A 20,970-nucleotide genomic window follows, 5' to 3' on the forward strand; every position below is an offset into this window, starting at 1 on the left:
CGCCCCCGGCCGTTTCCGTTGTCGCCAGATACCGCAAGAATCAGAAGCGGTAGTGGAAGCTCAGCTGAGCCGCCCAGCGCGAGATGCCCTTCTCGTCGTAGATCTGTTCCGGATCGGGCTTGGTGAAGCGGTAGATGTACTTGCCGGTCGCCGGGTCGATACCGCCGTAATCGACGATACCGCGCATGCCCGGGAACGCGACTTCTTCGACCTGTCCCCAATCCTTGTTCAACAGGTTGCCGACATTGAGGATGTCGAGCGCGAGCTCGGCCTTGTGGCCTTCCCAGAAGCCCGGGAATTCCTGGGCGATGTGCAGGTCGAACTGGTTGACCCACTTGCCGCGCACCGCGTTGCGCTGAGCGACCTGGCCGCCGTGGCTGCGCAGGTACTCGTCGCTGTTGTAGAACTGCCAGAACGCGGCCTCTTCGGCGGCGTTGCGGAACAGCACGTCGCCCGGGCCCTTCGGGATGTACATCAGGTCGTTGAAGCGGCCGTCGCCGTTGGCGTCGTTGTCGAACGCGTAGCTGTACGGACGGCCCGAACGGCCTTCGTAGAACAGCGAGACGATGGTGTTGTTGTCGCCGAAGAAGGCGTGCTTCCAGTTCAGCGACGCGGTGAAGCGGTCGCGGACTTCGTAGCTGGAACGCGCGCTGACTTCTTCGTTGGCCTGGAACACGGCCACGTTGCCGAGCTGCGAGCTCGAGGTCGAGCTGGTCAGCGGGCTGACTTCGTCGGCATGGGTGTAGGTGTAGGCGACGCTCCAGCTCCAGTCGCTGTTGTTGAACGGCTTGTTCAACGACAGGGTGAACTGCTGGCTTTCGCCCTTGCCGGTCTGGCGGGCGATGATCGCGTCGTTATACGCGGTGGCACGCAGGGCGCGGGCATTGGTGCGGCTGTTGGTGCAGGCCGAACCGTTCAGGCCGGTTTCGCGCAGGCAGGCGGTGCCGTCGGCGTTCCAGCTGGCCGCGGCCAGGCCGTTCGGGTCCCAATAGATGTTGCGGCCATCCTGGCCGACCTTGGTGGCCGCGCCGAGATTCAGCTGCTGGTAGTACAGCGCGTCGTTGACCGAGGTCACCACCGCTTCGGCGGCGGCGACGATGCCGTACCACGGCAACTCGGTATCGAACGCCAGGTTGGCCTTCCACACCGACGGCAGGCTCATGTCCTTTTCGATGAAGTCGACCGACTGGGTCGCACCGGCGGCGCCGCCGGCGGCGTTGACCAGGCCGAGCTGGGCGTCCGGGTTCGGGCTGAAACCGTTGATGCCATTGGTGAACACGTAGTCGGTGTACGACACGCCGTTGTTCGAGTACGGGTTGGCCAGCCACACAGTCGGGGTGCCGCCGCGGAACAGGCCGATGCCGCCGCGCAGTTGGGTCGGACGCTCGCTGTCGAAGGTGTAGTTGAAGCCGAAGCGCGGCGCCAACAGGTCGGTGCCGTCGATGTTGTTGTCGTTGCGGGTACCGAACAGCGCCGATGCCGCCGGGTTGAAGACCGGACGGTCGTCGACCATGGCGCGGTCGTAGCGCAGGCCGAAGGTCAGGCTCAACTTGTCGTTGACCGCCCAGGTGTCTTGCAGGAACACGCCGACGTTCTTCTGGGTGAAGGTCGCGGCCATGTTGTCGAGGTCGCCGCCGCGCGGGTAGAACAGCTGGTAGCGGCTGGAACGGCGGGCCTTGTAATCGGCGATGCTGTTGAAGGTGTAGACGCCGTTCACGCGGCGGCCGAACAGGTTGTAGACCTCGTTCGACTCGTAGTCGGCGCCGAACTTGACGGTGTGGTCGCCGAGGAACAGGTTACCGGCGAAGAAACCGTTCCAGGTCTTGGTCTCGAGGACGTTGACGTGGGTGTTCTCTTCGGTGCCCAGGTTCAGCGTGTTGCTGCCGAAGCGGATCGCGATGGCCGGCAGGTCGAAGCGCGGGCTGCGCACGGCCGAGTAGTCGCGGTACGAGACCTTGGCTTCGGTCGAGAAGACGTCGGTCCAGTCGCTGAACAGCTGCGCCGTGTAGGTCTTGAACTCGAAGTCGTTGACGTAGTGATACGAGTTCAGCGCCAGCGAATTGGTGGTGAAGCCCTGCAGGAACGCGGTGCTCTGCTCGCTCTTGGCGTAGCGGAAGTTGGCGCGGTGCTTGTCGCTGATGTTCCAGTCGAACTTGATGCCGTACTCTTCGGTATCGGTATCCAGCGCCGGCAGCGCCAGGCTACCCGGGTCGAAGCCGTACAGGGTCTGCGAAGCCGAGATCACCTCGTCGATCTGCGCCTGGGTGATGTTGACGATGTTGTTGGCGCCCGAACCCGGCGGACCGAAGCTGGAGTTGCCGGTGAACACTTCCTTGCCGGTGTACTTCTCGTAGTTGGCGAAGAAGAACAGCTTGTCCTTGACCAGCGGGCCGCCGAAGGTGGCGCCGAAGGTGCTCTCGCTGTCGAACAGCTGCGGACGCACGTCGTTCTGGTTCTTGCCCGACCAGTCGTTGTCGCGGTAGACGCCGTAGACCGAACCGTGGAACTCATTGGTACCCGACTTGGTGACGGCGTTGATCACGCCGCCGGTGCCGCCGGAGATAGTCACGTCGTAGTTGGCGACGTCGACCGCCACTTCGTCGATCACGTCCATCGAGAACGGCTGGCGCGGGGTCGGCAGGCCGTTGCCGCCGAGGCCGAACGAGTCGTTGGTGCTGATGCCGTCGACGCGGATCACGTTGTAGCGCGGGTTTTGGCCGCCGACCGAGATTTCGTTGCGCGACTTGTCGGTGACGACCACGCGCGGGTCGAGGCGGACGAAGTCCTGCAGGTTGCGGTTGATCGTCGGCATCGACTCCAGCTGATCGCGGGTGAGGATCGAGCCGGCGCCCATCTTGTTGGAAGAGAACACTTCCGAACCGAGGGCGGCGACGGCCTGCACCGCATCCAGGGTGGTGACCTGGTTGTTCAGTGCGACGTCGACTTCGTTGACCTTGTCCAGGTTCAGGAACACGCCGTCCTGGCTGGCGGTGCCGGAGCCTTCCTTATTGATCACGACCGTGTACGGACCGCCGACGCGCAGACCGCGTGCGTTATAGCGGCCGTCGGCGCCGGTCGTGGCGCGGCTGATCGTGCCCGACTCGGAGTGGGTGATGGTGACTTCGGCACCTGCGACCGGCTGGCCGTCGGCGCCGAGGACGCGGCCGGCGAGGCCTGCGGAAGTGCTCTGCGCGAAGACCGGCGCAGTGGCGAGAACGGCAAGCAGACCAAGCGTGAGCTTGGACAACCGGACGCGGTTCGGATGAGTCATTACGGTGACCTCGGGATGTGGAATGCGTGGCGGAGTTGGGCAGGCGCGGCTCTGCGCCGCTGCCGTGCTCTAAGTTGGATTGGCTAGCCCCTACCCGGACGGCGCGTGGCCGCTGGGTTAACAGCAGTTTAACAGGCTAGGGGGGAGGTGTGACAGAGACGTGACGCCGTTCATGGCTTGTCACACGGTGACCGCCCGCACAGCAGAACCGGCACACCCGGCAAAGCGGTATAAGCGCCCCAGCCCTCCCCGGGTGGCGACGCTGCGGATCGGCAGGTCAGGCCAGCCCGGCCGGCAGCGACCGGGCGGCTCCGACCGCCCCGGTCAGGGCGGCGAGATCTGCAGGTAGGTGCCGAGGCCGTCGAGGACCATCTGCACCGAAATCGCCACCAGCAGCATGCCCATCAGGCGCTCGATCGCGATCAGGGCGCGGCGGCCGAGCAGCTTGTACAACAAGGTCGCCGAAAACAGGATCGCCGCGGTCGCGCCCCAGGCGATCAGCAGGGCCAGGCTCCAGTCGGTCAGGCGCGAGGGGTCGTTGCTGCCCATCAACATGACCGCGGCCATGCCCGAGGGGCCGGCCACCAGCGGGATCGCCATCGGCACGATGAAAGGCTCGCCATCGGGCAGCTCGCCCATCAGCCCTTCCGGCGGCGGGAAGATCATACGGATGCCGATCAGGAACAGGACGATGCCGCCGGCGATCGAGACCGACTCCTGGCGCAGGTGCATCAGCTCGAGGGCGTACTTGCCGCCCCACAGGAACAGCATCAGCACGCCGAGCGCGATCAGCAGCTCGCGCGCCAGCACGATACGCTGGCGCTTGGGCGGCAGCCCGCGCAGCAGGCTCAGGAACACCGGGATGTTCCCGAGCGGGTCGAGAATGATGAACAGCAGCAGCGCGGCCGAGGCGATCGTCATGGGCGGGCAGCGGTCATGGCGTCGGTGCCCAGACCTGGCCGCGATGCACGGCGCCTTCGGGCGCCAGCAAGGTCACGCAAGCAGAGGCATAGGCGGCCGGGTCGCGGGCGCTGCGGTCGCTGTCTTCGACATAGGCGCGCGAACGCAGGCCGGTGCGCATTGGCCCCGGACGCAGGCCGGCCACGCGAATGCTCGAATTGGCCAGTTCGGCGTGCAGCATGCCGACCAGGGCCGCCAGGCCGTGCTGGGCCGCGCCGTAGCCACCCCAATAAGCCTGGCCGACGCGCTGCGGGTCGTCGAGCGCGAACACCAGCGCCGCATCGGCCGACTTCGCCATCAGCGGCAAGCAGGCCTGCGACAGCCACCACGGCGCGGTGAGGTTGACGTGCACGGCGCGGGCGAACGCCGCCGGGTCGGTCTGCGCCAGCGGGGTCAGGCCAGGGAAATCGGCGGCGCAATGCAGCACGCCGTCGAGACGCCCGAGTTCGCTTTCGATGCGCGCGGCCATGTCGGCGTAATCGTCGGGTTGCGCGCCTTCCAGGTCGAGCGGATACAGCAACGGCTCCGGGCCGAGCTGGGCGACCGCGTCGTAGACCCGGTTCAACTTCGGCAGCTTGCGCCCGAGCAGCACCAGGGTCGCCCCGGCGCTCGCGCAGGCGGCGGCCGCGGCCGCGCCGAGTCCGCCGGCCGCCCCGGTCACCAGGACGACGCGGCCGGCCAGGGCCTGCTGCGTCGCGCTCGTGGCTGCCGTCGAACTCACTGCGCCTGGGTCTCGCTGATCATGCGCGCGAGTTCGCCGGACTCGTACAGTTCCATGGTGATGTCGCAGCCGCCGATCAGCTCGCCATGGATGAACAGTTGCGGGAAGGTCGGCCAGTTCGAGTAGCGCGGCAAATTGGCGCGCACTTCGGCGTCTTCGAGCACATTGACCGTATGCAGTGCGGTCGCACCGGCGGCCTTGAGCGCCTGCACGGCGCGGCTGGAGAAGCCGCACATCGGGAACTGCGCGGTGCCCTTCATGAACAACACGATCGGGTGGGCTTCGACTTCGGCCTGGATCCGTTCCATAACGGACATGGGTACTGCTCCTTCGATGGTTTGTTGCCGGCCTTGACGGTTCAGCAACGAAACGTGGGGATAGAATATGAATTGTAAGCCTACATGGCGCCGCCGACGCGTCCCTTCCAGCCTGGTTTCACGCCTGGAACGGACTGCCGCCCGCGGCGCCCCTGCTAGCCAGCCCCCCGAATTCTGCAAGGAGCCCGCCAATGGCCATCGAATTGCCCGCCCTGCCCTACGACCGCACCGCGCTCGAACCCACCATTTCCGCCGAAACCATCGACTTCCACTACGGCAAGCACCACAAGGCCTACGTCGACAACCTCAACAAGATGATCGAGGGCACCGAGTTCGCCGCGCTGTCGCTGGAAGAGATCATCAAGAAGTCGCAGGGCGGCATGTTCAACAACGCCGCGCAGATCTGGAACCACACCTTCTACTGGAACTGTCTGTCGCCCGCGGCTCCGGCAGGGCGCGGCGGCGGCGAGCCGACCGGCAAGCTGGCCGAGCTGATCAACAAGGCCTTCGGCGACTTCGCCAAGTTCAAGGAAGAGTTCACCAAGACCGCCGTCGGCACCTTCGGCTCCGGCTGGGGCTGGCTGGTGCAGCGCCCGGACGGCTCGCTCGCCCTGGTCAGCACGCCCAACGCGGCGACCCCGCTGACCGGCGAAGACACCGCCCTGCTGACCTGCGACGTCTGGGAGCACGCCTACTACATCGACTACCGCAACGCCCGTCCGAAGTACGTCGAGGCGTTCTGGAACCTGGTCAACTGGGACTTCGTCGCTTCCAACCTCAAGTAAGCGCAAGCCTCATCGCGATACCCAAACGGCCGGGGAAACCCGGCCGTTTTTCGTTGACTCGCTCAAGCCAAACCAGCTCAAGCCAGACCAGCTCGGGCCAGGCCAGCTCAAGCCAAGACGATCACCCCAGCCGTTCGATCACCGGCGCGACCTGCTCCTGCCGGCCCAGGCGCTCGCCGACCCGCTGCAAGGCCTGGGCGAGTTCGGCGGCGCTATCGGCGCGCAGGGTCGCGTGACCGACCTTGCGGCCCTCGCGCGAGGACTTGCCGTAATCGTGCCAATGGCCGCCGGCTTCACTCAGCACCGGCCCGGCCTCGGGCATGGCGCCGATCCAGTTGAGCATGCAGGCCACGCCGAGCATGCGCGTATCCCCCAAGGGCAGGCCGAGCACGGCGCGCAGATGGTTCTGGAACTGCGAGGTCTCGCTGCCTTCGATGGTCCAGTGCCCGGAGTTGTGCACGCGCGGCGCCAGTTCGTTGGCGAGCAGCACGCCGTCGCGGCAGAACAACTCGAGCGCGAACACGCCGACGTAGTCCAGGGCCTCGGCGAGCTTGCGCGCGTACGAGATCGCGGTCGCGGCGAGCGCCTCGTCGGTGCGCGCCGGCGCCAGGCTCGCCGACAGCACGCCGTCGACATGCCAGTTCTCGGTGATCGGCCAGGCGCGGAACTCGCCGTCGCGGCCGCGCACCGCGACCACCGACAGTTCTCGCTCGAAACGCACGAAACCTTCGAGAATCAAGCCGACCTTGTCGGCCTGCGGACCGAGCGCGGCCCAGGCGGCGTCGGCATCGGCCGGCGTCTTGATCCGGAACTGGCCCTTGCCGTCGTAACCCAGGCGCCGGGTCTTGAGGATGCACGGCATACCGATGGTCGCGATCGCCTCATCGAGCGCCGCGCGGGTATCGATCGCGGCGAAATCCGGCACCGGGATGTCGAGCTCGCGGAACAAGGTCTTTTCGGCCAGGCGGTCCTGGGCGACCGCGAGCGCGCGCGGGCTCGGGAACACCGGCCGGCGTTCGGCCAGCCAGTGCGCGGACTCGGCCGGCACGTTTTCGAAATCGAAGGTGGCGACGTCGATCTTCGAGGCGAACTCGTCGAGCGCGGGCTGGTCGGTGTAATCGCCGACCACCATCGGCGCGAACTGACCCGCGCAGGCATCGTCGGCGCTGTCGAGCACCAGGAAACGCAAGCCCAGGGGCGCGCCGGAAAGCGCGAGCATGCGGGCCAGTTGCCCGCCTCCGAGAATGCCGACGGTGGTCATTGGCGCGGATCGTCGTTGGCGAGCACCTCGTCGGTCTGACGGGTGCGGAACGCGGTCAGCGCCGCGCCGATCGCCGGGTATTCGGCCGACAGCAGCGCCGCGGCGAACAAGGCCGCGTTGGCGGCGCCGGCGTTGCCGATGGCGAAGGTCGCCACCGGAATGCCGGCCGGCATCTGCACGATCGAGAGCAGCGAATCCATGCCGTTGAGAGCCTTGGACTGCACCGGCACGCCGAGCACCGGCACCGCGGTCTTCGCCGCCAGCATGCCCGGCAGATGCGCCGCGCCGCCGGCGCCGGCGATGATCGCGCGAAGACCGCGCGCCGCCGCCGTATCGGCGTATTCGAACAGCACGTCGGGCGTGCGGTGCGCCGAGACCACCCGGACCTCGTGCGGAACGCCGAGCGCTTCCAGCTTGGCGGCAGCGTGCTGCATCGTTTCCCAGTCAGAGCGCGAGCCCATGACGATGCCGACGAGCGCAGGAGGGGTGACGGGCGTTGCGGAAGCTGGAGACATGGGGCGTGCCTTGGCGCAAAGACGTATTCTAACGCCCTGTCCCGTCGTATCGGCACCGCACCGTATGGATCGCAAACTGCTCGACCTGCTCGTCTGCCCCTCCACGCGCCAGCCCCTGCTCCCCCTCGAGAGCCGCGGCCTGCAGGCCCTGAACGCCGCCATCGGCGCCGGCGGCATCGTCCGCGGCAGCGGCGACGCCCAGTCCGAGCCCCTGCGCGAGGCCCTGGTGACCCGCGACCGCAAGATCGTCTACATCGTCGACGACGGCATTCCGCTGCTCGACGCCGAAAACGCCATCGCCGCAACCCAGGTCGAAGGCTTCCCGGCCGCATGAGCGCGCCCGCCCGCGACCTCAGCCCGCCGCCCGCCGCCGAGATCGAGGCCGACGTCGCCGATGCGCTGGCCGAAGACCTCGGCAGCGGCGACGTCACCGCCGACCTGCTGCCCGACATCGCCGACAGCGCCTACCTGTTGTGCAAGGAAGACGCGGTCGTCTGCGGCCGCCCCTGGTTCGAGGCCTGCCATCGCGCTCTCGACCCGGACGTGCGCATCGACTGGCGCGTGGCCGAAGGCGAGCGCGTGAGCAAAGGCACCGTGCTCGCCCTGCTGCACGGCCGCGCCCGCGCCCTGGTCAGCGCCGAGCGCGCCTCGCTCAATTTCATGCAGACCCTGTCCGGCACGGCCACGGTCACCGCGAGCTATGTCGAGGCGGTGCGCGGCACCGGCACCCGCATCCTCGACACCCGCAAGACCCTGCCCGGCCTGCGCCTGGCGCAGAAGTACGCGGTGCGCGTCGGCGGCGGGGTCAACCACCGCATCGGCCTGTACGACACGGTCATGCTCAAGGAAAACCACGTCCGCGCCGCCGGCTCGATCAGCGCCGCGATCGCCGATGCCCGCGCCAAGCATCCGCAGCTGCCGCTGATCGTCGAAGTCGAATCGCTGGAGCAACTGCGCGAAGCGCTCGGCGCCGGCTGCGACCGCATCCTGATCGACGACTTCGACGCGCCGACCCGACGCGAGGCCGTGCGCATCGCCCGCGGCGCTCCGTTCGATGGACGCATCCCGCTGGAGGTCTCCGGCGGCGTCGACCTGGCCGGCCTGCGCGCGATCGCCGAGGACGGGGTGGACTGCATTTCCATCGGCGCGCTGACCAAACATGTGCGCGCCATCGATCTTTCGTTGAAACTCGGGCCGCCGCCGGGCTGACCCCCTTGGCTTTGCGCCCGACCGTCGCCAGAACCCTGTCATGCCTACCCTGATCCTGTTGATGATCTTCGGCGCCGCCGCGTTCTCGTTCTGGAGCGCCGGCCGCGCCGCCGCCGAACGCGCCGAGACGGTCGGGCGCGACGCTTGCCTCAAGGCCGGCGTGCAATGGCTGGACCAGAGCGTGCATGCGATCGGCCTGAAGCTGATCCGCCACGAGAGCGGTTGGCTCGGGTTCGAGCGCACTTTCCGCTTCGATTATTCGATCGACGGCGAAGACCGGCACGTCGGTCGGCTGATCCTGCGCGGCGAGCGGCTGGTCGCCTTCAGCGGCCCGGTGACGCGGGCGCCGACGCAGTTGCATTGAACGACCGGACGCAACCGCTCAAGGGTAGGAGCGGCGCGAGCCGCGACCGCGAGGCTTCGACCCACGACGATACCGCCATGGCCTACAGGATGACGAGTTCGCCGATTGACGGATGCCGCGCCGGCTTTCGAATTGGCGCGGTCGCGGCTCGCGCCGCTCCTACTCCAAAACTTCGGCTTACTTGACGATACGCAGATGCCCGCCGCGACGCGGGCTCGGCGTCTGCGGGCCGCCGTCGTCGTCGCCTTCCGGCGCAGGATCGCTCGGCACCGAGCTCAACATCGGCGGCGCCGAATCCATCTCGTCGTGCCCCTCGTCGAGCGCCGACTCTTCCAGACCGACGTCTTCCGGCAAGGCCATGCCCTGCCCGGTTTCGCGCGCATAGATCGCCAACACCGCGCCGACCGGCACCGAGACCGGATGACTGACGCCGCCGAAGCGCGCGCTGAAGCGGATCAGGTCGTTGCCCATTTCCAGGTGCGAGACCGCGCGCGCAGCGACATTGAGGACGATCTTGCCGTCCTTGACCGCGTGCGCCGGCACCTGCACCGACGGACGCGTGGCGTCGACGAGCAGATGCGGGGTCATGCCGTTGTCGGCGATCCACTCGTACAACGCCCGCAACAGGTAAGGGCGGTGGCTGGTCATCGGGGCGCTGCTTTCGGTCATGCGCACATTTTAGCGTCATGACGACATGAACGACGAGGCCGTCGCATGCCATGACGGCCCCGCCCGTCGCATCCCCGGCGCGGCCGCGCGGACGCGGCCCGCCCCTGGCCCCGGCTCAGCTCGGCATGTCGCGCAGCTTGCGTTCCTGGTCGGTCAGGCTGCGGGTGAAGCCGGGGTTGCGGAAGATGCGGTTGCCGTAGTCCTCGATCGCCTTACCGTCCTTCGGCATGGGCACGTCGAGCGAGGGCAGGCGCCAGATGATCGGCGCCATGGCGCAGTCGGCCAGGCTCATTTCGGGGTTCAGGAAGAACTTGCTGGCCTTGAACAGCGGCACCGAGGCGGTCAGCAGTTCCTTCAGGCGCTTGCGCGCGGCTTCGGCCTGGGCCTTGTTGCCCATCTGGATGGCCTGGACCTGCGGCACCCAATCGTGTTCGAGGCGCAGCATCGCCAGGCGCAGGCGCGCCCGCGACAGCGGATCGACCGGCATCAGCGGCGGGTGCGGATAGCGCTCGTCGAGGTATTCGCTGACCACGCTGGCCGCATACAGGACCAGATCGCGCTCGACCAGGGTCGGGACCGAGTGATACGGGTTGAGGTCGACGAGGTCTTCGGGCGGGTTCTGCGGGTCGACCGGTATCAGGTCGTAGGTGACGCCTTTCGCCGCCAGCACCAGCCGGACCCGGTGGCACAACACGCAGTCGGTGGACGAAAACAGAGTCAGGGCATTACGCATACGGGGGCTCGCCGCCATCATCGACCTCTCCAGCTACCGGAATCCGCCGGTCGCAAGACGCCCTCCACCCGCTGTGGAAAGTCGTCACGGCCTCGAGCCTGCCCCCTTACCCCATGCGCGGCGGCGCCGGCTCCTGCCGTCGTCGTGCGCTTGCCCGCGCCTTTACCGGCGCGGGCCTCCCTGCGGGGATCGGATCAATGTTCCACGTCGCGCCAGTACTCGGTCTTCAACAGATACGCGATCAACGTGAACAACGCCAGGAACAGGATCACCCAAACGCCCAGACTCTGGCGCTTGAGCGCGGCCGGTTCGCCGGCGTACTCGAGGAATGTGGTGATATCGCGCGTCGCCGTCTTGAAGTCTTCGGCGCCGAGCTTGCCGGGCTGCGCGATCGTGAGGGCGTGCACCGGACGTTCGCCGGTCGCCTTGTCGGGTTCGCCGTACTCGGCATGCTGCAGACCCTGCAGCTCCCACAGCGGATTCGGCATCGAGGCGTTCGGGAACAACTTGTTGTTCCAGCCCAGCGGACGGCTCTCGTCGAGATAGAACGAGTTGAGGTAGGTGTAGATCCAGTCGCTGCCGCGCACGCGCGCGATCACGCTGAGGTCCGGCGGCATCTTGCCGAACCACTGGTTGGCGTGCTCGGCGGTCATGTTGACCTGGATCTGCTCGCCGAACTTGGCGCCGGTGAAGTTGAGGTTGTTCATGACCTCCGCTTCGGTCAGGCCCAGGTCCTCGGCGATGCGCGAATAGCGCAGGTACTTCAGCGAATGACAGCCCGAGCAGTAGTTCATGTACAGCTGGGCGCCGCGCTGCAACGACGCGCGGTCGTTGAGGTCGGTGCCCGACTGCATCAGATCGCCGCCGCCGGAGGCGAAGGCGGTCGCCGACACGAGCAGGCCGGCGGCAAAGGTGGCGAGCTTCTTCACGATACGCATCTTTTGGAAGGGCCGGCTGTGATCAATCGAGCTCTGGTTAGTCATGCATCTTCACCCGTTCCGGCACCGGCTTGGTCTTGTCGAGCTTGGTCCACAGCGGCATGGTGATGAAGAAGGCGAAGTACAGGAAGGTCAGCACGCGGCCGATGATGGTCTCGACCGGGTCGGTACCCGGGCCGGCGCCGATCTTGCCGAGCCACAGGAAGCAGATCGCCAGCACGCCCAACGCCACCTTGCTCATCCAGCCGCGGAAGCGCACCGATTTGACCTTGCTGCGGTCCAGCCACGGCACCAGGAACAGCACCGCGATCGCGCCGAACATCACCAGCACGCCCGACAGCTTGTGCGGGATCACCCGCAACATCGCGTAGTACGGCGTGTAGTACCAGACCGGCTTGATGTGCTCCGGCGTCACCAGGCGATTGGCTTCGCTGAAGTTGTCGTGCTCGAGGAACCAGCCGCCGAACGCCGGGGCGAAGAAGATGATGAACGCGGCGATGATCAGGAAGAAGCCGACGCCCACCAGGTCCTTGACCGTGTAGTACGGGTGGAACGGGATGCTGTCGAGCGGCTTGCTGGCATCCCAGCGGTTGCCCTTCGGCCCCTTCTTGATGTCGACGCCGTCGGGGTTGTTGGAACCCACTTCGTGCAGCGCGCCCAGGTGCAGCACGACCAGCAGCAACAGCACCAGCGGCAGCGCGATCACGTGCAGCGCGAAGAAGCGGTTGAGGGTGGCGTCGCCGGGCAGGTAGTCGCCCATGATCCACTCGGTCAGGCCGTTGCCGATCACCGGGATCGCGCCGAACAGCGAGATGATGACCTTGGCGCCCCAGAACGACATCTGGCCCCACGGCAGCACGTAGCCCATGAAGGCTTCGGCCATCAGCACCAGGTAGATCAGCATGCCGAGGATCCACACCAGCTCGCGCGGCTTCTGGTACGAGCCGTACAGCAGGCCGCGGAACATGTGCAGGTAGACGACGATGAAGAACAGCGAGGCGCCGGTGCTGTGCATGTAGCGGATCAGCCAGCCCCACTCCACGTCGCGCATGATGTATTCGACCGACGAGAACGCTTCGACCGCGGACGGCTTGAAGTGCATCGTCAGGAAGATGCCGGTGACGATCTGGTTGACCAGCACCAGCAGCGCGAGCGAGCCGAAGTAGTACCAGAGGTTGAAGTTCTTCGGCGCGTAATACTCGGTCATGTGCTTGCGATAGAACGGCATCATGCCGGGCGCGCGAGCGGTGACCCAATCGAAGAGGTTGTTGGCGGTGCGGGTAATGACGTTGGACATGACTTACGCCGCTCCCTTCGGATCAACACCGATGACGATGGTGTTGTCGTTTTCGTAGTAGTGCGGAGGCACCAGCAGGTTGGTCGGGGCCGGTACGCCCTCGAACACGCGACCGGCCATGTCGAAGCGCGACTTGTGGCAGGGGCAGAAGTAACCGCCCTTCCATTCCGGGTCGAACGCCTCGGGCCGGATCTCGGCCTTCATTTCCGGCGAGCAGCCCAGGTGGGTGCACAGGCCGACGAGCACCGAGATCTCGGGCTTGAGCGAGCGCAGTTCCGGGCTCTTATCGCGCACGTAGGCCGGCTGCTGATCCAGGTTCTCGGACTTGGGGTCGCGCAGGCGACCGTCGAGGGTCGGCAGCACGTCGAGAATGGCCTTGGAACGCTTGACGATCCAGATCGGCTGACCGCGCCACTCCATGACCAGGCGCTGGCCTTCGGCGAGCGCACTGATGTCGGCAGTCACCGGAGCGCCGGCGAGCTTGGCGCGCGCGCTGGGGTTCCAGGACTTGATGAAAGGAACCGCGGCAAAGCCGGCGCCGACGGCACCGACCACTGCTGTGGTCGCCGTCAGGAACCGACGTCGGCCCGTATTGATAGGATCGTTGACCCCTTGGTTGGCCATCCGGCACTCCGCAAAGCTGCAATTCGAAGTTACGCCGCACCGTCTGGCGCCAAAGGCGACCACATACCACTGGCGGAAGGCTGGCGGCTCAAAAGACGGGGAAGTGTAGCGGAAGCGTTAAGCGCCCGACAATCCGCCATTGCCGCGGAACGAGGATCAGCGCACGCCTGGAGGCGCCCGATGCGGCTCGAAAGCCGCTGCAACGGCCTCGCCGACACCGCCAGGACAGCGGAAAACCCCGGTAGAGGCCGATACGGCGTCGCCGCGGCGCCACAACGATGCGCAACGTCCGTCCCCGCGCACGGCACCAGCGCAGGCCGACGGCGAGGCCGGCCTGGTTGCGGATGAACTGGTTGCGGACGAACCGGGAAGCCGCAGAGTGCGCCGAACGCTCGGCGCACAGGCTCAGCGCGCGACGGTCGCGGCCGAGCGGTAGCGATCGGCGAGCACGGCCACGCGCTGCACGTAGCGCTGGGTCTCGCTGTAGGGCGGCACGCCCTTGTACTTGTCGACCGCGCCCTCGCCGGCGTTGTAGCCGGCCGCGGCCAGGGTCAGGTTGCCGTTGAAGCGCTTGAGCAACCAGGCCAGGTATTGCACGCCGCCCTGGATGTTCTGGCCGGCATCGAAGGCGTTGCCGACTCCGAACCGGCGCGCGGTCGCCGGCATCAGCTGCATCAGCCCCTGCGCGCCGACCCGCGACATGGCATTGGGGTTGTAGGCCGATTCGGCGTGGATGATCGCGCGCACGATCGCCTCTTCGACCCCGTGCTGGCGTGCCGCCGCGGCGATCTCGGCCGAGAACGCATCGGTGTTCAGGCGCAGGGTGCCGAAATTGACGCCGGGCCGGGCCGCACAGGCGAAGCAGCTCTCGATGAAGCTGTAACGGATGGTCCGCACCGCCGAGGCATTGGCCAAACCCTTGGGCCGCTTGCTCGTGTAGTGGCGGACGCCGTCCTTGATATAGGAATAGACCTGCCCCTGCACCAGCCGGGTCGGTGCCGCCTGCGGGGCCGCCGGCACCGCGACCACCGGGGCGATCGCATTGGACGCCGCCTGGCCGGTCACGGCCTGGCCCGGCACGAACGCCGCCGGCCTGAGCCCGGCCGCGGCCATGGTTGCGGCGGCACCGCTATAGGTGGCCGGCGGGTTGTTATGGATCGAGGCGGGCGCCGAGGTCGCGCTGCCCGAACCGACCGAGCCCATCGCCGGCGGCGCATACGACACCGGGGTCGGGTTGCGCGGGCGGTTGGGACGATTGATGTACTGGCCGGCGACCACGCAGCTCGCGCCTTTGACCTTCTTGCTGACGTAGCTGCGCTCGCCCGAGGCGCTTTCGCAGCGGTAAACGGTTCCGGCCACGGCCGGCGCAATGGCCAGCAGGCAAACGGTCCCCAGCAGCAGCGAGCTCCCCCTCATGGGCGGGAGTGTCCTCTGCCGCGACTGCGCTGCCAAGCCCTTGATACAGAAACGTGACGTCCGGCCCGGCTCGGACCCGCGGGAGCGGGCTTGGGGCTAAACTGGCGCCCTTTCCGGCGCGGATTAACCGCCGCCCTTCCCGGACCCGGACTACCCATGACCGACCTGCATCCCCTGCCCACGGCTCCGGCCGCCGGGTCAGCTTCCCCGCCCGCCACCGGCGCGCCGGGAGCGAAAAAGCTGTTCATCGAGACCCACGGTTGCCAGATGAACGAGTACGACTCGGCCAAGATGGCCGACGTGCTCGCCGCCAGCGACGGCCTCGAACTGACCCAGGACGTGAGCGAAGCCGACGTCATCCTGATCAACACCTGCTCGATCCGCGAGAAGGCCCAGGAGAAGGTGTTCAGCCGGCTCGGCCGCTGGAAGCAGCACAAGCAGGGCGGCCGCCCGGTCATCATCGGCGTCGGCGGCTGCGTCGCCTCGCAGGAAGGCGCGGCGATCGTCAAGCGCGCGCCCTACGTCGACCTGGTGTTCGGCCCGCAAACCCTGCACCGCCTGCCCGAGATGATCCGCGCCAAGCGCGAGACCGGCCTGCCGCAGGTCGACATCAGCTTCCCCGAGATCGAGAAGTTCGACCGCCTGCCCGAGCCGCGCGCCGAAGGCCCGAGCGCTTTCGTCTCGATCATGGAAGGCTGCAGCAAGTACTGCTCGTTCTGCGTGGTGCCTTATACCCGCGGCGAAGAAGTCAGCCGCCCGTTCGAGGACGTGCTGGTCGAGGTGGCGCAACTTGCTGCCCAGGGCGTGCGCGAGATCAATCTGCTCGGCCAGAACGTCAACGCCTATCGCGGGCCGATGTCCGGCGAGAATGGGGCCGGCGAAGACGGCGCCGGCCAAGACGGTGCCCAGCCCGAAATCGCCGACCTCGGCCTGCTGATCCGCACCATCGCCGAAATCGACGGCATCGACCGCATTCGCTTCACCACCTCGCATCCGCTCGAATTCAGCGACTCGCTGATCGAGGCCTACCGCGACGTGCCGCAACTGGCGAACTACCTGCACCTGCCGGTGCAGGCCGGCAGCGACCGCATCCTGACGGCGATGAAGCGCGGCTACACCGCGCTCGAGTTCAAGCAGAAGATCCGCAAGCTGCGCGCGGTGCGCCCGGATATTTCGGTGTCCTCGGACTTCATCGTCGGCTTCCCCGGCGAAACCGAGGCCGACTTCGACAAGACCATGAAGCTGATCGAGGACGTCGGTTTTGATCAGTCCTTCTCCTTCATCTACTCGCGCCGCCCGGGCACCCCCGCGGCCGATCTCGAAGACAGCGTCGGCGACGCCGAAAAGCATGCGCGTCTGTCGCGCCTGCAGGCCATGATCAATGCCAACGCTGCGCGCATTTCCGAGTCCATGCTCGGCAGCGTCCAGCGCGTATTGGTCGAAGGCCCCTCGCGCCGCGACCCGAACGAGCTGACCGGCAAGACCGAGAACATGCGTTCGGTAAACTTCGCCGCGCCGGCCCGCCTGATCGGCGGCTTCGTCGACGTGCTGATCACCGAGGCCATGGCCAACTCGCTACGCGGCCGTGTCGTCGTCGACGACGGCCGCGCCGCCGCCTGATCCCCGCAACGGAGCCCGCATGGACCGCGACTTCATCATCCGAGAACTGGCCGCCGACGAATTCGAGCGCGTCTGGCCGATCTTCCGCGAAGTGCTCGCGCGCGGCGAAAGCTACAACTACCCGGCCGAGCTCTCGATGGAGCGCGCCCAGGAGATGTGGACCTCGCCGCCTTACCGCACCTTCATCGCCGAGGCCGACGGCGAGACCCTGGGCTGCTACAAGCTCGGCCCGAACCAGTCCGGCCGCGGCGACCACGTCGCCAACGCCAGCTACATGGTCGCCGAGCGCGCCTGGGGCCAGGGCATCGGCTCGGCACTGTGCGCGCATTCGCTGGAGCAGGCGCGCGAAGCCGGCTTCGCGGCGATGCAGTTCAACTACGTGGTCAGCAGCAACGCCGCGGCCGTGCACCTGTGGCTCAAGCACGGCTTCGAGATCGTCGGCCGCGTGCCCAACGCCTTCCGCCACGTCTCGCTGGGCCTGGTCGACGTGTTCGTGATGTATCGGCCGTTGTGAGGCGGGGATGGGTTGAAGCGGGACTCGGGATTCGGGATTCGTAAGAGCCGTGGCGGGTCGCAACGCTGACGCGGCGCGTGCCTTGCTCATCCGCCTCTGATCGTGCTCTTACTCGCTTATCGCGCCTTCCCGCTCGTCGCGCCCGTCCCGCGCTTGGCTGCCCCGTCGCGCACCTGACCTTCCTCGCCGCGTCCCTACCTGCCGTCATTCCCGCGAAGGCGGGAATCCAGGGCCTTTCGTGCGAGAACGCTCGAGGTCTCCAGATGCGCGCCTTCGCCGGAACGACATGCCGGAGCGACGTGCCGGAGCGACGATGCTGAAAGCTCTCTCCCACGGACATTCGGCTCCGCCGCAGCAAAGCCGAGCACGCTCTTACGGCCATCGCATGGCGAGGTCGGCGGCGCGCGACTGCGCGCGCGCCGCGCCGGCTACCTAAGCCATAAATCCGAGATTGCGCGAGTTGAAGTTGCCCAAATTCGGGAAGATCAAATCCAACTCGCTGTCGCCCACCCCGAACCACCGCGCCAAGGTCGCCCCGTACTGATCCACCGAGGTGGTCGGAATGATCTGGCCCCAGCCGGCGTCGTCGTCGCCGCCGTTGATCAGGGTCGGCATGGCGCCGAAGAATCGCCCGCCGCGCACCGCGCCGCCGACGATGAAGTGATGACCGCCCCAGCCGTGATCGGAGCCGTCGCCGTTGGACGACAAGGTGCGGCCGAAATCCGAGGCGGTGAACGCGGTGACCTTGTCGGCCACGCCGAGTTCGCCGGTGGCCGCGTGGAAAGCGGTCATCGCCTGCGACAGCCCCGCCAGCAAGCCCGGCTGATCGCCGAGCAAGCTGTCGTGGTGGTCGAATCCGCCCATCGACACGAAAAACACCTGCCGCTTCAGCCCCAGCACCTCGCGCACCTTGATCAGCCGCGCCACCATCCGCAATTGGTTGCCCAGGTCGGATTCGGGAAATGCGGTCTGCAACGGCGCGGAGGCCTCCAGCGCCATCGCCACCGCCGAGGCGTTCTCCCTCGCGCGGCGGAACGCGCCGGCGTAACTGCGCCCGAACACGTGCGACTGCGCGCCCGGCGCCATCAACTGCAGAAAAGCCCGGCGGCTGTCTTCGTCCCACTCGAACCGGCTGAACTGGCGCGGACCGTCGTTGCCGATCACGTACTGGCTGGATTGGCTCGCGCGTTGCAGGATGCTTTCGGTGTTCAGGGATACCGACATCGGAATGAAGGCGTCGGGATTGGCGTCGCGCAGCAGGTCGGCGATATGCCCGGCCCAACCGTAGCCGCGGCCCTCGCCCGTACGCGAGACCTGCCAGTACTGTTGCTGGTCGTTGTGCGAGAACAATTGCGGCGGCAATTCGACCGCGTGATTGAGGTAATCGGCCTTGCTGGTCGGCCGGATCAGGGTGCCGACATTGCCCAGCACCGCCGCCTGCCCGCTGTTGAACAAGCCTTGCAGACCGCCCATGCCGACCAGGTCCTCGTCGGTGGTGCAAGCCTGCAAACCGTACTCGGCGCCGTCCGAAGCGCCGCCGCCGGCTTGCGCGACCAAGGGCAACAGCCGGTTTTTCTCGACCGCCAAGGTGGCGCGCGCGGTCCGGTATTGCTGGTAATGACCGTCGTCGCGCGGCACGATCATGTTCAACGAATCGTTGCCGCCGAACAAAAACAAGCAGACCAAGGCCTTGTAATCGTCGAAGCGCGCCGGCCCGTAGGCGTTGGCGGCCGCCTGCGCCAGACGCAGGTTGCCGAGCGCGGAGTACAGGCCGGCGCCGCCGAGCGCGGCGCAGATCGTGTTGGTCAAGAATTGCCGACGTTTCATGGATGCTCTCTCCGTATTCCTGCTTACTTCTGCACGATGTAATCGGGCGAGTTGACGATCACGTACAGCGCCTCCTGCACCCGCAGGCGCTTGGCGGCGGTGGTATTGGCCGGCATGCCGGTCAGCCGCTCGGTCAGCACCTGCTTCATCTGGTCGGTCATCTGCCCGGACAGGAACAACGCGTCGTAACGCGCGATCAACGCGGGAATGTTGCTCGCCAGCGCGACCTCCGCACTGAGGTCGATCGCGACCTCGTCGTTGCCGATGCCTTCCGGATTGCCGAGGTAGGAATCGAAGATCTTCCTCATCAGATAGCTTTCGTTGGCCGGCATCATGTAGTCGGTCGCCAACTGCAATTCCGGCGCCACCAGCCCCAGGCTCTGCGGCTCGCCATTGGGCGCGTAGCGCGGGCTGAAGAAGTTGAACACCGACGGCGCATACATCGGCACTTGGCCGAGGTAGTTGTCGACGCTCCAGAACTCTTCGGTGTGCCCGCTCTTGGACTTGCCCTTGAGCGCGCGCCACAGATGGGTCAGGCGCAGGATCGGCTCGCGCACCTTGCCGAAATGCGCCGGCTGCGCGGCCGGATCGCGCGCTTCGGGATCGAGCAGGATCGCGCTGACCACCGCGCGCAAATCGCCGCGCACGCCCTGGCCGTTGTTGTCGAACGCCGCAGCGACGCGGCCGACGTAACCCGGGCTGGGATTGCTGGTCACCAGCCGCTGAATCAACTGCTTGCCGATGAACGGCCCGACATTGGGATGGTTGAAAATATTGTCCAGTGCCGTGCCCAGATCGCCGCGGCCGCTGCCGCCGGCGGCGAGCTTGCCGCCCGGCAGACTCACGCCCGGATACAGCAGCAACTGCTTCTCTTGCGCCGAGGCGTGATACGCCGCATGGTTTTCCATCGGCGACACCCAGGCCGGCGCGGTGACCTCGTAGAAATAGCAATCGAACGAGCCTTCGGCCTGACAGCCCTTGAAGGTCCAGCCGGTGAACACGTGGGCGAACCCCCTGACGGTGTCCTGGCCATAGGTCGGGATCGGGTTCTGCGCAGCGTCGAGCAGCGGCGTCCCGTCCTGCTTGAGCTGGACCAGGCCGACGCTGAACAACTGCATCACTTCGCGCGCGAAGTTCTCGTCGGGACGGATGTTGTTGACCGGATCGGGCTTGCGGTTCTGCAGCATCGACAGATAGATGCCCATCACCGGATGCAGCGTCACGTCCTCGAGCAAGGTGCGGTAGTTGCCGAACGCGTCGCGGGCCAAGGTGTCGTAGTAGTGGCTCATCCCGTACGACGCGTGGTAGAGCGGATCGGAGGTCGCGTCGGACACCACCATGATCTGGCTGAGCGCGAACGCCACCCGCTGCCGCAGTTGATCGCGGTGCACGATCAGGGTCGGCTTGATCGGGTCTTTGCCGCCTACGGCGTTGACGAACCACGCGTCCAGCCGCCAATCGCGGCTGAAGTCGTCAGGCCTGCGCACGCTGGCGTTCTTGAGGAACGTCAGTTGCGAAGACACCGGGAACCCGATCTGCTCGTTGATCCAGGCGGTGTAACCGATCTGCTTGAGACGATCGATGTCTTCGCGGGTCGGTCCGAACGTGGCTTGGGCGAGGAAGCGCGCGGCTTCGCCGTCGGTGGCGGGAATGTCGGCGAACCGCGCCGCGGGCGCGGCGCCGATCGCACCGCGATCGGCGCGCAGCAGCAGCGGATCCGGGGCGCCGGGATACGGCCCGCCGTAGTCGGGCGTCGGCGTGACGCCGCGCAAGGCGATCAAGATTCCCAACGCTAGCAACAGGCGCGACGATGCGCCCATCCGCGCTGCGCGCAGAAGTGTCGATTTCATTGCAGGCCCCCGAGGCTGGCTGTTCGGGAGCGATGCTAGGGTCGGCGCAGGTAATAAAGCTTGATCGACGGCACGCTTT

The 20,970-nt window shown here is 66.9% G+C and carries 20 protein-coding genes; 6 read left to right on the forward strand and 14 right to left on the reverse strand.

Annotation, left to right across the window (positions count from 1 at the left end; all coding sequences use genetic code 11):
- Nucleotides 1-40: 40 nt before the first annotated feature.
- The 4 genes from ACTOWK_RS11625 to grxD all read right to left on the reverse strand — a co-directional run bounded on the left by ACTOWK_RS11625 (nt 41) and on the right by grxD (nt 5,269).
- Complete coding sequence (locus ACTOWK_RS11625) at nt 41-3,271, reverse strand: TonB-dependent receptor (protein ID WP_441330315.1); 3,231 nt, start codon at nt 3,269-3,271, stop codon at nt 41-43.
- A 324-nt stretch (nt 3,272-3,595) separates the two neighbouring features.
- Nucleotides 3,596-4,192: a YhgN family NAAT transporter gene (locus tag ACTOWK_RS11630; protein ID WP_408953003.1), complete on the reverse strand. Its 597-nt coding sequence runs from the start codon at nt 4,190-4,192 to the stop codon at nt 3,596-3,598.
- A gap of 13 nt (nt 4,193-4,205) precedes the next feature.
- Complete coding sequence (locus tag ACTOWK_RS11635) at nt 4,206-4,952, reverse strand: SDR family NAD(P)-dependent oxidoreductase (RefSeq protein ID WP_441330316.1); 747 nt, start codon at nt 4,950-4,952, stop codon at nt 4,206-4,208.
- Nucleotides 4,949-5,269, reverse strand: coding sequence for a Grx4 family monothiol glutaredoxin (grxD, locus tag ACTOWK_RS11640; protein ID WP_441330317.1), 321 nt, complete (start codon nt 5,267-5,269; stop codon nt 4,949-4,951). The genes ACTOWK_RS11635 and grxD overlap by 4 nt, the downstream gene beginning before the upstream one ends.
- A 191-nt stretch (nt 5,270-5,460) precedes the next feature.
- Here grxD and ACTOWK_RS11645 point away from each other — a divergent pair, with 191 nt between their 5' ends.
- Nucleotides 5,461-6,054, forward strand: coding sequence for a superoxide dismutase (locus ACTOWK_RS11645; RefSeq protein WP_441330318.1), 594 nt, complete (start codon nt 5,461-5,463; stop codon nt 6,052-6,054).
- Nucleotides 6,055-6,175: 121 nt separating this feature from the next.
- Here ACTOWK_RS11645 and ACTOWK_RS11650 read toward each other — a convergent pair whose 3' ends face one another.
- Both ACTOWK_RS11650 and purE read right to left on the reverse strand, forming a co-directional pair.
- Nucleotides 6,176-7,315 (reverse strand): 5-(carboxyamino)imidazole ribonucleotide synthase, encoded by a 1,140-nt coding sequence (locus tag ACTOWK_RS11650; RefSeq protein ID WP_441330319.1) that lies wholly within the window; start codon nt 7,313-7,315, stop codon nt 6,176-6,178.
- Nucleotides 7,312-7,830 (reverse strand): 5-(carboxyamino)imidazole ribonucleotide mutase, encoded by a 519-nt coding sequence (gene purE, locus ACTOWK_RS11655; protein WP_031370404.1) that lies wholly within the window; start codon nt 7,828-7,830, stop codon nt 7,312-7,314. Before purE ends, ACTOWK_RS11650 begins: the two co-directional genes overlap by 4 nt.
- A 64-nt stretch (nt 7,831-7,894) precedes the next feature.
- Here purE and ACTOWK_RS11660 point away from each other — a divergent pair, with 64 nt between their 5' ends.
- From ACTOWK_RS11660 to ACTOWK_RS11670, 3 genes are read left to right on the forward strand one after another with little or no spacing between them, the layout of a single operon-like run.
- Nucleotides 7,895-8,164, forward strand: a complete 270-nt coding sequence (locus tag ACTOWK_RS11660; RefSeq protein WP_441330320.1) for a Trm112 family protein — start codon at nt 7,895-7,897, stop codon at nt 8,162-8,164.
- Nucleotides 8,161-9,039: a carboxylating nicotinate-nucleotide diphosphorylase gene (gene nadC / locus ACTOWK_RS11665; RefSeq protein WP_441330321.1), complete on the forward strand. Its 879-nt coding sequence runs from the start codon at nt 8,161-8,163 to the stop codon at nt 9,037-9,039. The genes ACTOWK_RS11660 and nadC overlap by 4 nt, the downstream gene beginning before the upstream one ends.
- A gap of 40 nt (nt 9,040-9,079) precedes the next feature.
- The gene (locus ACTOWK_RS11670) at nt 9,080-9,403 is read left to right on the forward strand and encodes a DUF3301 domain-containing protein (protein WP_441330322.1); all 324 of its coding nucleotides are present in this window, start codon (nt 9,080-9,082) and stop codon (nt 9,401-9,403) included.
- A gap of 177 nt (nt 9,404-9,580) precedes the next feature.
- On the opposite strand, the gene ACTOWK_RS11675 is transcribed toward ACTOWK_RS11670, so the two are convergent.
- The 6 genes from ACTOWK_RS11675 to ACTOWK_RS11700 all read right to left on the reverse strand — a co-directional run bounded on the left by ACTOWK_RS11675 (nt 9,581) and on the right by ACTOWK_RS11700 (nt 15,080).
- Nucleotides 9,581-10,072: a ClpXP protease specificity-enhancing factor gene (locus tag ACTOWK_RS11675; RefSeq protein WP_441330323.1), complete on the reverse strand. Its 492-nt coding sequence runs from the start codon at nt 10,070-10,072 to the stop codon at nt 9,581-9,583.
- A gap of 115 nt (nt 10,073-10,187) precedes the next feature.
- Nucleotides 10,188-10,823, reverse strand: a complete 636-nt coding sequence (locus ACTOWK_RS11680) for a glutathione S-transferase N-terminal domain-containing protein (protein WP_441330324.1) — start codon at nt 10,821-10,823, stop codon at nt 10,188-10,190.
- A 176-nt stretch (nt 10,824-10,999) separates the two neighbouring features.
- A complete protein-coding gene (locus tag ACTOWK_RS11685) occupies nt 11,000-11,743 on the reverse strand; it encodes a cytochrome c1 (protein ID WP_441330325.1) in 744 nt (247 codons plus the stop codon).
- Nucleotides 11,744-11,780: 37 nt separating this feature from the next.
- Nucleotides 11,781-13,040 carry a cytochrome b gene (locus tag ACTOWK_RS11690; RefSeq protein WP_441330326.1) on the reverse strand — a complete coding sequence of 420 codons (1,260 nt, stop codon included), beginning with the start codon at nt 13,038-13,040 and terminating at the stop codon, nt 11,781-11,783.
- A gap of 3 nt (nt 13,041-13,043) precedes the next feature.
- Nucleotides 13,044-13,664 carry a ubiquinol-cytochrome c reductase iron-sulfur subunit gene (gene petA, locus ACTOWK_RS11695; RefSeq protein WP_441330327.1) on the reverse strand — a complete coding sequence of 207 codons (621 nt, stop codon included), beginning with the start codon at nt 13,662-13,664 and terminating at the stop codon, nt 13,044-13,046.
- Between the two features lie 405 nt (nt 13,665-14,069).
- Nucleotides 14,070-15,080, reverse strand: a complete 1,011-nt coding sequence (locus ACTOWK_RS11700; protein WP_441330328.1) for a lytic transglycosylase domain-containing protein — start codon at nt 15,078-15,080, stop codon at nt 14,070-14,072.
- Nucleotides 15,081-15,236: 156 nt separating this feature from the next.
- Between ACTOWK_RS11700 and miaB the strand changes: the two genes are divergently transcribed.
- Nucleotides 15,237-16,700: a tRNA (N6-isopentenyl adenosine(37)-C2)-methylthiotransferase MiaB gene (miaB, locus tag ACTOWK_RS11705; RefSeq protein ID WP_441330329.1), complete on the forward strand. Its 1,464-nt coding sequence runs from the start codon at nt 15,237-15,239 to the stop codon at nt 16,698-16,700.
- 19 nt (nt 16,701-16,719) lie between these two features.
- On the forward strand, nt 16,720-17,214 hold the full coding sequence (locus ACTOWK_RS11710) for a GNAT family N-acetyltransferase (RefSeq protein WP_441330330.1): 495 nt from the start codon (nt 16,720-16,722) through the stop codon (nt 17,212-17,214).
- Between the two features lie 432 nt (nt 17,215-17,646).
- Here the strand turns inward: ACTOWK_RS11710 and ACTOWK_RS11715 are convergent, their stop codons facing one another.
- Together ACTOWK_RS11715 and ACTOWK_RS11720 are read right to left on the reverse strand one after the other, a co-directional pair.
- The gene (locus tag ACTOWK_RS11715; protein WP_441330331.1) at nt 17,647-19,041 is read right to left on the reverse strand and encodes a DUF1501 domain-containing protein; all 1,395 of its coding nucleotides are present in this window, start codon (nt 19,039-19,041) and stop codon (nt 17,647-17,649) included.
- A 23-nt stretch (nt 19,042-19,064) separates the two neighbouring features.
- On the reverse strand, nt 19,065-20,891 hold the full coding sequence (locus ACTOWK_RS11720; protein WP_441330332.1) for a DUF1800 domain-containing protein: 1,827 nt from the start codon (nt 20,889-20,891) through the stop codon (nt 19,065-19,067).
- Nucleotides 20,892-20,970 lie beyond the last annotated feature (79 nt).

This window comes from Lysobacter sp. CA196 (assembly GCF_052078695.1).
In the GTDB taxonomy this organism is placed as follows: domain Bacteria; phylum Pseudomonadota; class Gammaproteobacteria; order Xanthomonadales; family Xanthomonadaceae; genus Lysobacter.

Coding starts and splice junctions, on each gene's coding strand:
- ACTOWK_RS11625 (WP_441330315.1), bottom strand. CDS start 3,271: ATGACTCATCCGAACCGCGTCCGGTTGTCCAAGCTCACGCTTGGTCTG.
- ACTOWK_RS11630 (WP_408953003.1), bottom strand. CDS start 4,192: ATGACGATCGCCTCGGCCGCGCTGCTGCTGTTCATCATTCTCGACCCG.
- grxD (WP_441330317.1), bottom strand. CDS start 5,269: ATGTCCGTTATGGAACGGATCCAGGCCGAAGTCGAAGCCCACCCGATC.
- ACTOWK_RS11645 (WP_441330318.1), top strand. CDS start 5,461: ATGGCCATCGAATTGCCCGCCCTGCCCTACGACCGCACCGCGCTCGAA.
- ACTOWK_RS11650 (WP_441330319.1), bottom strand. CDS start 7,315: ATGACCACCGTCGGCATTCTCGGAGGCGGGCAACTGGCCCGCATGCTC.
- purE (WP_031370404.1), bottom strand. CDS start 7,830: ATGTCTCCAGCTTCCGCAACGCCCGTCACCCCTCCTGCGCTCGTCGGC.
- ACTOWK_RS11660 (WP_441330320.1), top strand. CDS start 7,895: ATGGATCGCAAACTGCTCGACCTGCTCGTCTGCCCCTCCACGCGCCAG.
- nadC (WP_441330321.1), top strand. CDS start 8,161: ATGAGCGCGCCCGCCCGCGACCTCAGCCCGCCGCCCGCCGCCGAGATC.
- ACTOWK_RS11670 (WP_441330322.1), top strand. CDS start 9,080: ATGCCTACCCTGATCCTGTTGATGATCTTCGGCGCCGCCGCGTTCTCG.
- ACTOWK_RS11675 (WP_441330323.1), bottom strand. CDS start 10,072: ATGACCGAAAGCAGCGCCCCGATGACCAGCCACCGCCCTTACCTGTTG.
- ACTOWK_RS11680 (WP_441330324.1), bottom strand. CDS start 10,823: ATGGCGGCGAGCCCCCGTATGCGTAATGCCCTGACTCTGTTTTCGTCC.
- ACTOWK_RS11685 (WP_441330325.1), bottom strand. CDS start 11,743: ATGCGTATCGTGAAGAAGCTCGCCACCTTTGCCGCCGGCCTGCTCGTG.
- ACTOWK_RS11690 (WP_441330326.1), bottom strand. CDS start 13,040: ATGTCCAACGTCATTACCCGCACCGCCAACAACCTCTTCGATTGGGTC.
- petA (WP_441330327.1), bottom strand. CDS start 13,664: ATGGCCAACCAAGGGGTCAACGATCCTATCAATACGGGCCGACGTCGG.
- ACTOWK_RS11700 (WP_441330328.1), bottom strand. CDS start 15,080: ATGAGGGGGAGCTCGCTGCTGCTGGGGACCGTTTGCCTGCTGGCCATT.
- miaB (WP_441330329.1), top strand. CDS start 15,237: ATGACCGACCTGCATCCCCTGCCCACGGCTCCGGCCGCCGGGTCAGCT.
- ACTOWK_RS11710 (WP_441330330.1), top strand. CDS start 16,720: ATGGACCGCGACTTCATCATCCGAGAACTGGCCGCCGACGAATTCGAG.
- ACTOWK_RS11715 (WP_441330331.1), bottom strand. CDS start 19,041: ATGAAACGTCGGCAATTCTTGACCAACACGATCTGCGCCGCGCTCGGC.
- ACTOWK_RS11720 (WP_441330332.1), bottom strand. CDS start 20,891: ATGAAATCGACACTTCTGCGCGCAGCGCGGATGGGCGCATCGTCGCGC.